This is a genomic window from Tardiphaga sp. P4_G1 (assembly GCF_056401215.1).
Window position 1 is genome coordinate 1 of the sequence record NZ_JBFUJU010000017.1, and the last position, 13267, is coordinate 13267.

At 62.1% G+C, this 13267-nt stretch carries 13 protein-coding genes and 1 tRNA gene; 12 read left to right on the forward strand and 2 right to left on the reverse strand.

From position 1 onward, the window contains the following. On the forward strand, positions 1 to 478 hold a 478-nt coding region (locus AC1DUY_RS29375; protein ID WP_478118894.1), incomplete at its 5' end, for an EF-Tu C-terminal domain-related protein. A 254-nt stretch (positions 479 to 732) separates the two neighbouring features. Then, positions 733 to 808: transfer RNA gene (locus AC1DUY_RS29380), tRNA-Trp, on the forward strand. Positions 809 to 877: 69 nt separating this feature from the next. On the opposite strand, the gene AC1DUY_RS29385 is transcribed toward AC1DUY_RS29380, so the two are convergent. Further along, positions 878 to 2029, reverse strand: coding sequence for a GGDEF domain-containing protein (locus tag AC1DUY_RS29385; protein ID WP_089268283.1), 1152 nt, complete (start codon positions 2027 to 2029; stop codon positions 878 to 880). 323 nt (positions 2030 to 2352) lie between these two features. On the opposite strand from AC1DUY_RS29385, the gene AC1DUY_RS29390 reads away from it, so the two are divergent. From AC1DUY_RS29390 to AC1DUY_RS29415, 6 genes are all read left to right on the forward strand, one after another. Continuing rightward, on the forward strand, positions 2353 to 4509 hold the full coding sequence (locus AC1DUY_RS29390; protein WP_478118895.1) for a hypothetical protein: 2157 nt from the start codon (positions 2353 to 2355) through the stop codon (positions 4507 to 4509). A gap of 247 nt (positions 4510 to 4756) precedes the next feature. Continuing rightward, positions 4757 to 4948, forward strand: a complete 192-nt coding sequence (secE, locus tag AC1DUY_RS29395; protein WP_068731532.1) for a preprotein translocase subunit SecE — start codon at positions 4757 to 4759, stop codon at positions 4946 to 4948. Positions 4949 to 4960: 12 nt separating this feature from the next. Next, positions 4961 to 5491 carry a transcription termination/antitermination protein NusG gene (gene nusG / locus AC1DUY_RS29400; protein ID WP_068731530.1) on the forward strand — a complete coding sequence of 177 codons (531 nt, stop codon included), beginning with the start codon at positions 4961 to 4963 and terminating at the stop codon, positions 5489 to 5491. 129 nt (positions 5492 to 5620) lie between these two features. Next, a complete protein-coding gene (gene rplK, locus AC1DUY_RS29405; RefSeq protein ID WP_068731528.1) occupies positions 5621 to 6049 on the forward strand; it encodes a 50S ribosomal protein L11 in 429 nt (142 codons plus the stop codon). Positions 6050 to 6055: 6 nt separating this feature from the next. Continuing rightward, complete coding sequence (gene rplA / locus AC1DUY_RS29410) at positions 6056 to 6748, forward strand: 50S ribosomal protein L1 (protein WP_089268281.1); 693 nt, start codon at positions 6056 to 6058, stop codon at positions 6746 to 6748. 96 nt (positions 6749 to 6844) lie between these two features. After that, entirely contained in the window at positions 6845 to 7795 is a 951-nt protein-coding gene (locus AC1DUY_RS29415) for a 2-hydroxyacid dehydrogenase (protein WP_478118899.1), read from the forward strand. A gap of 5 nt (positions 7796 to 7800) precedes the next feature. Here the strand turns inward: AC1DUY_RS29415 and AC1DUY_RS29420 are convergent, their stop codons facing one another. Next, positions 7801 to 8937 carry an FAD-dependent oxidoreductase gene (locus AC1DUY_RS29420; protein WP_478118901.1) on the reverse strand — a complete coding sequence of 379 codons (1137 nt, stop codon included), beginning with the start codon at positions 8935 to 8937 and terminating at the stop codon, positions 7801 to 7803. A 108-nt stretch (positions 8938 to 9045) separates the two neighbouring features. Between AC1DUY_RS29420 and AC1DUY_RS29425 the strand changes: the two genes are divergently transcribed. From AC1DUY_RS29425 to AC1DUY_RS29440, 4 genes are all read left to right on the forward strand, one after another. Continuing rightward, positions 9046 to 9726: a TetR/AcrR family transcriptional regulator gene (locus AC1DUY_RS29425; protein ID WP_478118903.1), complete on the forward strand. Its 681-nt coding sequence runs from the start codon at positions 9046 to 9048 to the stop codon at positions 9724 to 9726. 161 nt (positions 9727 to 9887) lie between these two features. Beyond that, complete coding sequence (locus AC1DUY_RS29430) at positions 9888 to 10352, forward strand: (2Fe-2S)-binding protein (protein ID WP_184517891.1); 465 nt, start codon at positions 9888 to 9890, stop codon at positions 10350 to 10352. A 3-nt stretch (positions 10353 to 10355) separates the two neighbouring features. Further along, positions 10356 to 12521 (forward strand): xanthine dehydrogenase family protein molybdopterin-binding subunit, encoded by a 2166-nt coding sequence (locus tag AC1DUY_RS29435; RefSeq protein ID WP_439083233.1) that lies wholly within the window; start codon positions 10356 to 10358, stop codon positions 12519 to 12521. Beyond that, positions 12518 to 13159 (forward strand): Isoquinoline 1-oxidoreductase subunit, encoded by a 642-nt coding sequence (locus AC1DUY_RS29440; protein ID WP_068731517.1) that lies wholly within the window; start codon positions 12518 to 12520, stop codon positions 13157 to 13159. The genes AC1DUY_RS29435 and AC1DUY_RS29440 overlap by 4 nt, the downstream gene beginning before the upstream one ends. The last annotated feature ends 108 nt before the right edge of the window (positions 13160 to 13267 follow it).

Sequence of the window (13267 nt, forward strand, 5' to 3'; positions counted from 1 at the left end):
CGTCAAGGTCGGCGAGGAAATCGAAATCGTCGGTATCCGCGCCACGCAGAAGACGATCTGCACCGGCGTTGAAATGTTCCGCAAGCTGCTCGATCAGGGTCAGGCCGGCGACAACATCGGCGCGCTGCTGCGCGGCACCAAGCGTGAAGACGTCGAGCGCGGCCAGGTGCTGTGCAAGCCGGGTTCGGTGAAGCCGCACACCAAGTTCAAGGCCGAGGCTTACATTCTGACCAAGGAAGAGGGTGGCCGTCACACGCCGTTCTTCACCAACTACCGTCCGCAGTTCTACTTCCGCACCACCGACGTGACCGGTGTGGTGCATCTGCCGGAAGGCACCGAAATGGTGATGCCGGGCGACAACATCGCCATGGAAGTGCACCTGATCGTGCCGATCGCGATGGAAGAGAAGCTGCGCTTCGCCATCCGTGAAGGCGGCCGCACGGTTGGAGCCGGAGTGGTTGCATCGATCATTGAATGATCGACGCAACAACTCCGAAAGGTCCAACCTAAAGAAAATGAGCCCAAGTGCGGTATACCGCACTTGGCTGCGGTGCAGGCGTCGTCGCTAGCATCATCGAGTAATCGATACAGGCGGCGGGCAGGGGACAGTTCCCTTGCCCGCCGTTTTGATTCCGGCGGGATTTGATTTCGGAGGGGGCGCTTCGCCTCTTGCAAATCAGGCGTCGCATATGCTTCAAACGGCGCGGAAATGACGGTGCGCCGTTTTCCTGTAGGGGTGTAGCTCAGTTGGTAGAGTACCGGTCTCCAAAACCGGTTGTCGTAGGTTCGAGCCCTACCGCCCCTGCCATTTTAAGCCTTTGAAATATCGATATATTTTAGCCTAAGCGCGCCTTTCAGGCGGGTCTCCGACTGCCGCTTAGCTGAACTGCCGCTTTTGCGGCGCTGCCACCACGCGGTCGCGGCCGGTATCCTTGGCTCTGTAGAGCGCAAGGTCGGCGCGCGCCAAAATGTCTTCCGGCGTATCGTTGGGCCTGATGGCGCTGATCCCGGCGGATATCGTCAGAGTCAAATCCTGCGCAATCGCTGACCAGTTCAGTTCCGTGATCAGGCCGCGCAATCGATCGAGCGTCTGGATCGCAAGATCAATGTCGGTGTCCGGCAGGATCAGCAGAAACTCCTCGCCGCCCTGACGGCCGAACCTGTCGATGGTGCGGATATTGGCGAAGACAGAGATGGCGAAGGCGCGCAGCACTTCATCGCCCACCGGATGTCCGAAGTGATCATTGATCTTCTTGAAGTGATCGAGGTCGATGATCGCGATGCAGCAGGTTGTGGCGTTGCGCTGGGCCTTGGCGATCTCGTCGTTCAGGCACTTCATGATGTAGCGCCGGTTCAATGCGCCGGTGAGCTCGTCGAGTTGCGCCAGTTCCTCGATCCGCACATTGGCAGCCGCGAGGTCGTTGCTGCGACGATACAGCAGTTCGCGCATCGAGCTGCCGTAGAGGCCGGCGCTGGCACAGCGGCCGAGCGCACTGACGAAACAGGCCAGCGCCAGAGCGCGCTCGGTCGCGGTGGCCATGGGAATGCCGATCGGCTTGTCGGTCATCAGGAAAAGTAGTGCGAGGCCCAGCGTTGCGGTCGACCAGACGATGCCGGTCTGGCGCGCACTCATGCGGAGTGCGGCGAAGCCGAGCACGACGAAAATGATGGAGATGAAGTAGAAGCCGATCTGCGGCACGAGATAGATCGCGCCGATCTGGACGATGATGCTGACGATGGAGAGGGGGACCGTGAGGTAGGGGTCCTTGAAACGGTCGTTGACCTGGATTTCCGAGAGATAGGCAGCAATGCCGACCACAGCGAGCCTGATGGCCAGATACACGACCCCCGTCGCCACGGTGGTCACGCCGATCATGGCGTACAGCAGCAGGATCGCGGCATCGATCAGATAGCTCGACGCCTGCGCGATATAGGCGGTTCGCCGCCGCGCGATCCGCAATGCCGAATCCTTGCGGAGGTCCCTCGTGGAGGCGTCGGTTCCCTCGGACAGGGTGGTGATGCTGGTCATTCGCTGATGCCCGTCGCATTGCCGATCAAACAAGCAATCTGCCGATCAAAACATTTAGGTCTGCTAATACATCCACTTACTGGAGTACCTGGGTAGCTTCTCGCGTTTTAGTCTGGCCGCGGGGTTAATGGAATCTGACGATCCGCGGGGCAATTTGCTCAATAGGCTGATGGCCATGTCCGACATCGGCTTTGCCAATCATGCGCGATCGTGCTGCTCCCCGCGTTTGCGTTTCTGCGTCCCTGCGGCGTGCGGTCGCGGCGATGAACCTGGCTTGCCGCGGGCGCGACACACCCGTTGGGAATTTCAGCCGGAAGTCGAGAATGAAATTACTTGTGACGTTCGTCGTGGGGGCCACGACGTTACTGGTGTCGTCCTTTGGACATTTGTCATTGAGTCATGGCGCTCATGCCGCCGACCTGCTCTGGCAGGTGGAAAGTCCATTTCGCTTCTTCAAGAATGCAGCATCCTTCGCGATGTATGAGCGCGGCTATCCTGCTGCGCGCAACGAGATGGTGCTGCCGCCCGCCGATGTGGTGTGGCGCACCGAGCGGCGGCTGAACGATCCCGATTGCCGCGACATGAGCAGCCCGACCAGTTGCGCCGACACCGCGCGGGCGCGCTACGATCGCTCGCGTCTCGGCTGGGCGTCGCAGACCATCGACGCCGTCTGCTACGACAGCCGGCAAGGCCGCTATCTCGCGAGTTGCGACCGGCGTTATTCGTGGGGCACGGCCAAGGAAGATTACGTGCTGCCGGATGCGCATACGGTGCTGATCCGGCTGTCGCCCGAGCGCATTGCCGAAGCTGGCGCATATGATTGCGTCTGGAGCTGGACGCCGCGGCGGCCGGGCAGCAGGACCGAGTCCACAACGCAATCCTGCGCGACGCCGCTCAAGATCACGCGCCTGCCTTATGCCGTCGATCGCAACCTGTCCGGTGCATCGGTCCAGGTCAAATTGCCCGACGGTCGAATGTTGAACGACCCGCAGGTCGTCGTCGAGGATCTGTTCATCGTGGCGCTCGGCGATTCCTTTGCCTCGGGCGAAAGCAATCCGGACGTTCCGGTGACATTCAGCGCCGTCCGCGAGATGGTCTACGATCCCACCCTGATGCGCGAGGAGATGGCGACGCGCAGCACCGCCAAGTCGCTGCAGAAACTGACCCCCGCTGCACCGGTGGGAAGTTTCGACTACAAGAACCTGCCGCGGCGCAAGCTCGCCGACGAGGAGCAGGAGCTTTATTTCCCGCTCGCATCGGCGCAGTTCGACAAGGCGTTCAATGCCGCCAATCCGCGCTGGCTCAGCCCCGATTGCCACCGCTCGCAATACGGCTATCCGTTTCGCGTCGGGCTGCAACTCAGTTTGGAAAATCCGCACCGGTCGATCACGCTGGTCAGCCTGGCCTGTACCGGCTCCGAGGTGACCGAAGGTCTGTTCCTCGAGAAGAAGGCGCGTGAGGGCGCGGGCAACGCGATGGTGCGTTCGCAGCTCGATCAACTCGCCGATCTGATCTGCAAAAGCCCCGCGGGCCGCACGCAGCGTGCGACCTACAATCTGCCGACCTATGCCAGCGGCAGCGTGCAGGTCGCCAATATGCCGGTGACAAAATCCTGGTGTGCGCCGAATGAGCGCAAGCGTCCGATCGACACACTGCTGCTGTCGATCGGCGGCAACGATGTCGGCTTCTCGCCGCTGATGGTCTATGCGATGACCGAATCCGCCGGCGATCTCGCACCGATCGCGAACCTGCTCGGCAAGCAGATCCGGTTCTCGCCGCAAGTTTCGCGCGCTTACATGGAGCAGCTCGACGAGCGCATGGTGGCGCTCCGCGATGCCTTGCGCGACGGCTTTGGCGTGGCGCCCGCGAAGGTGTTGCAGACGGCTTACGAGCCGATCCAGTTCGACGAGACAGGAGCCTTGTGCGGCGCGCAGCMGACGCTCGGCCTCGACGTCCACAAGAAGCTGGTGCTGTCGCGCGAACGGCTGGCCGAGACGGTCAACTTTCTGAACGATTTCTTCGCCCGGACCGCCTGCATCACCAACGGGCGGGGCGGGGGCTGCCCGGCGCTGGCCACCGGCGCTGGAACCGGCTTCCAGCTCATCACCGATCACCAGAGCGAATTCGCCAAACGCGGGCTCTGCGCGCGCGATCCGAAGCGGCCGCAGGCAGACGGCGAGGCGATGGCGATGCCGCGGCGCTGGATCGGCAAGGAAGACTTCACGCCCTATTCGCCGGCGGCCTATCTGCCCTATGCGTCGCGCTGGCGCCTGTTCCGGACCCCGAATGACGCGTTTCTGACCGCAAACGTCCATTCGCCGGGCTTTACCCAGTTCGACATCCTGCAGCCGGTCTATGCGGCCATGTATAGCGGCGCGGTGCACCCGACCGCGGAGGGCCACGCCATCGTCGCCGATCATGTCGTCCGGCACGTCCGTGCGGCGGTCGGCAAACCGTCGCCGGGGGTGGGCGGACGCTGATCCAGGTGGTATCTGGTGGCGGGAAGGGTTCCCACCCGTCCGGCCCGGATACCTTGACCTTTGGTCCGGTCCGAAGTAGGAAGCTGCACTCGCTGTCGGCCCGGTGACCGGATATCCGACGCGGCAAATCCCCGAACGAACGAGCCCGCTTGGCGGCTCATCCTTGAATAAAGGGTTGGGCGCAAGAGGGCTGTTCGGATTCTGAAACCAATTCAATCGTCTCACGACGGATGCGGATCACATAACGATGGCGTTCAGCCCGTTCAAATTCCTGCAGGAAGTGCGCACCGAGACCAACAAGGTCACGTGGCCCTCGCGACGCGAGACGACCATCACGACCATCATGGTTTTCGTCATGGTGGCGCTGTCGTCGATCTTCTTTTTTGCGGCGGATCAGGTCATCCGCTACCTCGTCGCCTTTTTGCTCACGATGCACTGACGGAACAGAATTATGAGCATGCGCTGGTACATCGTTCACGCCTATTCGAATTTCGAAAAGAAGGTGATGGAGTCGATCAAGGAACAGGCCAAGCAGCGTGGCCTGGAAGACCTGTTCGAACAGATTCTGGTTCCGGTCGAGAAGGTCACCGAAATACGTCGCGGTCGCAAGATGGACGCCGAGCGCAAGTTCTTCCCGGGCTACGTGCTGGTGAAGATGCAGCTCACCGACGAAGCGTTTCATCTGATCAAGAATACCCCGAAGGTCACGGGCTTCCTCGGCGCGGAAAACAAGCCGATGCCGATTTCGGAAGCTGAAGCCATGCGCATTCTGCACCAGGTGCAGGAAGGCGTGGAGCGCCCGAAGGCGTCGGTGTCGTTCGAGATCGGCGAGAACGTGAAGGTGGCCGATGGTCCGTTCGCGTCGTTCTCCGGCGTCGTCGAGGAAATCGACGAGGCACGCTCGCGCGTGAAGGTCGCAGTGTCGATCTTCGGCCGCGCCACGCCGGTCGAACTGGAATTCGGTCAGGTCGAAAAGGTCTGATCGCAATAGCGCGAGGTTCGCCTCGCGTTTCTAAGGCCGTGGGAGGAAGAGGGCGGTTGCCAACCGCTTGTCGACCGAACCACGAAACCTGAAACAGCCGGTCGATGACCGGCACAACAGGAGTGACACATGGCAAAGAAAGTGACCGGATACCTGAAGCTTCAGGTGCCGGCCGGTGCGGCGAACCCTTCGCCCCCGATCGGTCCCGCGCTTGGTCAGCGCGGTTTGAACATCATGGAATTCTGCAAAGCGTTCAATGCGCAGACGCAGAAGGAAGAAAAGAACACCCCAATCCCGGTGGTGATCACGATCTACGCCGATCGTTCGTTCACCTTCGCCCTCAAGACCCCCCCGATGTCCTTCTTCATCAAGAAGGCCGCCAAGCTCACCTCCGGCTCCAAGCTGCCGGGTCGTGACAAGGCCGGCGCGGTGACCAAAGCGCAGGTGCGCGAGATCGCCGAAGCGAAGATGAAGGATCTGAATTGCGACACCATTGAATCGGCCATGAAGATGGTTGAGGGCTCTGCCCGTTCGATGGGTGTCGAGGTCGCGGGGTAAACGGTCATGGCAATTGGAAAACGTTTGAAGAAGGCCCGTGAGGGCATCGACCGCGAGAAGCTCTATCCGGTCGCCGAGGCCATCAAGATGGTCAAGGAACGCGCCAAGTCGAAGTTCGATGAGACCATCGAAATTTCGCTGAATCTCGGCGTCGATCCGCGTCACGCCGACCAGATGGTCCGTGGCGTCGTCACCCTGCCGAACGGCACCGGCCGTACGCTCCGCGTCGGCGTGTTCGCCCGTGGCCCGAAGGCTGAAGAAGCCAAGGCTGCCGGTGCAGACGTCGTCGGTGCAGAAGACCTGTTCGAGAAGGTCCAGGCCGGTCAGATCGATTTCGATCGCTGTATCGCAACCCCCGACATGATGCCGCTGGTCGGTCGCCTTGGTAAGGTGCTCGGTCCGCGCGGCATGATGCCGAACCCGAAGATCGGCACCGTGACCATGGACGTCACTGGCGCAGTCAAGGGTGCCAAAGGCGGTTCGGTCGAGTTCCGCGTCGAGAAGGCCGGCATCGTGCAGGCTGGTATCGGCAAGGCATCTTTCTCGGAAGAGAAGCTCGTCGAAAACATCAAGGCTCTGGTCGATGCCGTCTCCAAGGCGAAGCCGGCTGGCGCGAAGGGCACCTATCTGCAGCGCGTTGCCGTGTCCTCGACCATGGGCCCCGGCGTCAAGGTTGAGACGGGCACCGTGCTCGGCTAAGCCGGAACAAGGCTTGCAAGAAACCAGGGCGGAATCGGGCAACCGGTTCCGCCCTTTCTTTTGTCTTCAGCGTTTTGACCCAGCAGGAATGTCACGATGGCCGAGAAGGTTCTGATCTATTCGCGTTTCCCGAAGTCCCAGATGGTGCGCATCGGCGAGCACTTCGACCTACTAGACGCTGCAGGCAAGCCACCGCTGCAGACCTTTTCCGCTGACCAACTGAAAGACGTGCGCGCGCTGATCACCGCGGGCGGTCAGGTGCTCAAGGCAGACGTGATGGACATGATGCCGGCGCTCGGCGCCATCATCTGCTACGGCACCGGCTATGACGGCGTCGACTTCAAGGCCGCAGCCGAACGCAAGATCGTGGTCGGCAACAGCCCCGGCGCAAATGCGGCCTCGGTCGCGGATCTTGCACTGACGCTGATGCTCGCGGTGACGCGACGTCTGCTGCCCGCGGATCAGTATCTGCGCGAGGGTGGTTGGTCGTCGGCAAAGCCGTCGCCGCTGATGTCGCCGCAGCCCGGCAATCCCGGCCGCAGAGTGGGCGTCTATGGCATGGGCGAGATCGGCCGCAAGATCGCATCGCGCGTCGCGGCCTTCGAATGCGATGTCGCCTATCACAGCCGCAGCAAGCATGATGTGCCGTATCGCTATGAGCCAAGCCTCGAAGCGCTGGTCGAATGGTGCGACGTGCTGATGATCGCCGTGCGGGCAGGGGCCGATACCAACCGCATCATCGATGCCGCGATGCTGAAGAAGCTCGGCGCCAATGGCGTGGTCGTGAACATCTCGCGCGGCTCGGTGATCGATCAGGCTGCGCTGACAGCGGCGCTGACGGACAAGATCATCGCCGGCGCTGGCCTCGACGTGTTCGAGAAGGAGCCCCACGCGCCCGACGCACTCACGGCTTTGCCGAATGTTGTGCTGACGCCGCATATCGGTGGTCACACACTCGACTCGCACACGGCGATGCAGGACTGCGTCATTGCCAATCTCGACGCGTTTTACGCGGGCAAGGGGCTGCCCTACGCGGTGGCGGTCTAGGGCAGCTATTCGGTGATCTGGAAACTGGTGAACAGGTCAACCACGCTCTGAGGCGCGTTGTCGTTGAAGAACAGCTTCAGATTCCGGTCGGTCTCCGCGGCAACAGACGCGCTGCGGGGAAAGAGGTCGGTTTCATAAGCGATAAGCGCGGCTTCGACGTCTTCCGGATTGGCGGCAAGTGCCCGTCCGAGCTCGGCGCCGTCATACATTGCGAGATTGGCGCCTTCGCCGGCGAATGGTGACATCAGGTGCGCCGCATCGCCGAGCAGCGTCACGCCGGCTACGCGATCCCATCGGTGTTCGATCGGCAGCGCATAGATCGGGCGAAGCACAGGGGCGGCCTCGCTGTCGGCGATCAGGGCTGTCAGTTCCGGAGCCCAGTCGTCGAATTCTGCGGCGATGCGGGCGAGGGCATTCGTCCGGTCGGAGAAATCGATGCGGGCAACCCAGTCCTCCGGCTTGTTCAGGGCCACGTAGCCTTGCAGTGTTCCATCGGCGTGTCGGTGCGCAAAGATTCCCTGGCCCGGCGCAATCGCCATCAGTGTGCCGCCGCCAACCGCTTCCGCGCTGGCCCTGTGACGGGTGTCGGCGTCGAAAAGAAACGTCTCGATGAATGACGTGCCGACATAGGCCGGTTTCTCCCCGGAGAGGAGCGGGCGAACACGTGACCAGGCGCCGTCGGCACCGATGAGGAGATCGGTCGATACCGTTGAGCCATGGGAGAAAGTCAGTGCGTGCCGCCCGCCGCCGAGCGGAGACGCCGCTGCAAGTTTGTGTCCCCAGCGGATCGTGTCGGCAGGAAGGGAATCGAGCAGAATCTGGCGAAGCTCTCCTCGATCCACCTCAGGTCGACCGCCATTGCCCATGTCGGGCCTGTCAAACAGCAGCTTGCCGTCCTTATCGCGTATCCGCTTGGCATCTGCACCGACGATGATGATGTCGCGGAAAGCTTCGAACAATCCCGCCGCCTTGAGTGCGAGCTGCCCGTTATATTCGTGAATATCGAGCAGGCCTCCTTGTGCCCGCGAGTCGGCCGAAGCTTCAGCTTCATAGATCGTCGCAGCGATACCGTGAACATGGAGCACGCGGGCAAGCGTCAGCCCGCCGAGCCCCGCGCCGACAATCGCCACATGAGTATTCATCTCGCCACCCTCGCAGTCGCAGGCTGTCCCGGGACATTCCCCAAGACCTAGAATGGAACGTCATTCCATTCTATTGGAACGTCGTTCCATTTATGTCAAGGTGGGGACATGGCCAAGAAAACTCGCAGCAGCCCACGACGCGAAGACGCGCTCTCCCGGGATCGCATCATCGAAGCGTCGATCGCGATCCTGGACGGCAGCGGGGAAGATGGTCTGACATTCCGCGCCCTGTCAGAGCGGCTCGCCACTGGTCCCGGGGCTATTTATTGGCACGTGCCCAACAAGGGCGAGCTGCTGACCGCCGCCTGCGACGCCATCATCGCGCGCACGCTGAAAGGGCCTCCGGTAGGCGCGACGCCTCAGGCCGTCATTCGCACCCTCGCGCTGGACATGTTCGACGCGATCGACGCGCATCCATGGGTTGGGTCGGCGCTCACACGCGCTCCCGGGCAGTTGCCCATGGTGCGAATACTTGAATGCATCGGCCGGCAGGTGAGCGCCCTTGGCGTACCTGACGAGGAACAGTGGGCGACGGTGGGTGCATTGCTGAACTACATCCTTGGCGTCGGTGCGCAGAACGCGGCCAATGGGCAGCTCGGCCAAACGCGAGGAATCGACAGGTCTGACTTTCTAGACGCGGTCGCAACCACCTGGTCTCAACTCGATCCGGACGCGTATGCATTCACCCGCAGCATGGCGGCACATTTGCGGGGCCACGATGACCGCAACGACTTTCTCGCCGGAATCGATCTCATCCTGAGCGGCATCGAAGCGTCGCGGCGCCTCTGACAAGCTGGCGACTGGTCTGCAGGGCCGTTTCGCAAGAACCAATTTCGTTCCCGCGCGGTACAAAAATAATTGAATGGGTTATTCCGCAATGCGGATGTAGATGTCGGCTGTTTAGAACAACTCGAATGTAGGCGTACATTCGACGACATAGGACATCAGCGATGGCTGCGTTCACTCTCAAGATCAACGGTCAGGCCCGTCAGGTCGACGTCGATCCCAACACACCTCTGCTCTGGGCAATTCGAGATGGGGCCGGTCTCACCGGCACCAAATATGGCTGCGGGGTCGCGCAATGCGGTGCTTGCACGGTCTATGTGGACGGCCAGACCGTCCGCTCGTGTTCAATGCCCGTCTCGGCCATCGGCACCAGCGAAATCACCACCATTGAAGGGCTCGCCTCCAAGGAAGCCAAGGCGGTGCAGGCTGCCTGGGTCGCGCTGGACGTGCCGCAATGTGGCTACTGTCAATCCGGCCAGGTGATGAGCGCCACCGCGCTGCTTAGCGTCAATCCGACTCCCACCGACAACGATATCGATCTGGCGATGAACGGCAACATCTGCCGCTGCGCCACCTATGTTCGCATCCGCGCCGCCATTCATGGCGCCGCCAAATCTCTGGAGGGTTGAGCCATGACCGTTCATGACACCAAACTCTCCCGTCGTACGCTGCTCAAGGGCAGCGCTGGCCTCGTGCTCGGCGCTTACGTTGCCCGTGCCGACAAGTTGTTCGCGCAGGCGGCGGCAAAGCCGTCAGTCAATATCGCGCCGAACACCTTCCTGATCATCAAGCCCGACAGCACCGTCACGGTGCTGTGCAAGGGCATCGAATTCGGGCAAGGACCGTTCACCGGCATGGCGACTTTGGTCGCCGAAGAACTCGACGCGGACTGGGCGCAGATGCGTGCCGATCACGCGCCGTCAAATCCGCAGCTGTACAAGAATCTGGCGTTCGGCATGCAGGGCACCGGTGGCTCGACCGCCATCGCCAATTCCTACATTCAGATGCGACAGGTCGGCGCCGCCGCGCGCCAGATGCTGGTCGCGGCTGCTGCCGATGCGTGGCAGGTGCCGGCAGGCGAGATCACTGTCGATAATGGTGTGATCAAGCATGCGTCAGGCCATGAAGGTCGCTTCGGCGAGTTCGCCGACAAAGCGATGGCCATGCCGGTGCCGGCTGATCCGAAGCTGAAGGACCCGTCGCAGTTCAGGTTGATCGGCAAGGAAGGCGTCGTGAAACGCCTCGACAGCGCCGACAAGACCAATGGCAAGGCCTTCTACACGCTCGATATCAACGAACCGGACATGCTCACGGTGGTCGTGGCGCGTTCGCCAAAATTCGGCGGCAAGGTCGCATCCTTCGATGCGACGGCTGCGAAAGCCGTGGCTGGTGTCGTCGACGTCAAACAGGTGTCGAACGGCGTCGCTGTCTATGCCAAGGGTTTCTGGCCCGCGAAGATGGGCCGCGACGCGCTGAAGATCACCTGGGATGACAGCAAGGCGGAGAAGCGTGGCAGTGCCGAACTGCTGCAGCAATTCCGTGGGCTGTCGAAGACGGCCGGCAAACTCGTCAAGGCCGAGGGCAAGTTCGAAGAGTCTATGGCCAAAGGTGGCCGCGTGATCGAGGTTGAATACGTCTTCCCGTATCTGGCCCATGCCGCGATGGAACCGCTCAACGCCTATCTGAAATGGGACGGCGACACCGCCTATGCGCGCTATGGCTGCCAGTTTCCGACGCCGGACCATATGGCGATCTCCAAGGTGCTCGGGCTGCCGATCGAGAAGGTGAAGATCGACGTTCTTCTGGCCGGCGGCAGCTTCGGCCGCCGCGCACAGCAGAGCACGCATCAGGCCATCGAGCTCGCCGAAGTCGCGAAAGCGATCGGACCGGGCAAGCCGGTCAAGCTGGTGTGGACGCGCGAGGACGATATGCGCGGTGGCTATTATCGGCCGTATTGCATCCACCGCATGCGCGGTGCGGTGCGCGACGGCAAGATCGAAGCCTGGAGCGACACCATCGTCAGTCAGTCGATCATGAAGGGCTCCTTCTTCGAGTCCATGATGTTCAAGGACGGCCTCGACCCGACGTCCTATGAAGGCTCGAACGAAATCCCGTACGACGTCGAGAACTTCCGCTGCGACATGCATCAGGTCGATGTCGGCGTGCCCGTGTTGTGGTGGCGCTCGGTGGGCCACACCCACACCGGTTATGTCGTCGAAGCCTTTGTCGATGAACTGCTCGAGGCCGCCGGCAAGGATCCGATCGAAGGTCGGCTTGAACTCCTGAGCAAGAAGCCGCGCCACGCAGGGGCTCTCAAGGCCGTCGCTGAACTCGCCGACTGGAAGAACTACAAGGTGCCGGCAGGCCGCGCGCGCGGCGTTGCGGTGGTCGAGAGCTTCAACACCTTCGTCGCGCAGGTCGTCGAACTGTCCATGACCGACGACGGTCCGAAGGTGCACAAGGTGTGGTGCGCGGTGGATTGCGGCGTCGCCGTGAACCCCGACATCATCCGCGCGCAGATGGAAGGTGGCATCGGCTTCGGCCTCGGTCACATCCTCTATGCGGAACAGACGCTGGATGCCGGCGCGCCGGTGTCCGGCAATTTCGACACCTATCGTTCGCTGCGCATCAACGAGATGCCGGAGATCGAAGTGGTCATCGTGAAATCGACCGAGAAGCCATCAGGCGTCGGCGAACCCGGCGTGCCTCCGCTCGGGCCTGCCGTTGCCAACGCGCTGGCGAAACTCGGAGTGGGAAGACCGCGGCAGTTGCCGATCGTACCTGGAGCCTCAGCATGAGCTTGTTTAAGAACTCGATGTTGGCGCTGGTCGCCGGCGGCCTCGCGGCGGGTCTCCTCGCATTCGCGGAGCCGAGCTTCCAGGAGGCCGATGCAGCGGTCAGCAATCCGACCAAGCTGCAGTCGGTCTCGGCCTTCGCCAAGATCAAGAACAAGAACGAGCGTGCGGTGGCGCTGTTTACGGAGGCCGGCAAGGTCATCCAGTCGCCGCGCTGCATGAACTGCCATCCTGCGACCGAGCGTCCGACCCAGACCGACCGCATGCGGCCGCATATTCCGCTGGTCGTGCGCGGCGAGGGCGGTGTCGGCGCGGCCGGTGGTCTCGCTTGCGCCACCTGCCACCACGAGAACAACTTCGATGCCGCCAACGTCCCGGGCAATCCGAAGTGGGCGCTGGCGCCCATCGAGATGGCCTGGCAGGGCAAGACGCTTGGCCAGATCTGCACCCAGATCAAGGACAAGGAGCGCAATGGCGGCAAGGACATGGCCGCGCTTGTGAAGCACATGGCCGAAGACGAGTTGGTCGGCTGGGGCTGGCATCCCGGTGGCAACCGGACCCCGGCGCCGGGTACCCAGAAGCAGTTCGGTGAGCTGATCAAGGCCTGGGCCGATGCGGGAGCGGCCTGCCCGAAGGGGTAATGCAATCAAAAGTGGAGCCGGTTCAGCCGGTTCCACTTTTGCGCTCTGAGCGCCCTAACGGCTCCCCTGCAGAAAAGATGCCACATCGGCATTTCGCGCTTGGCAACA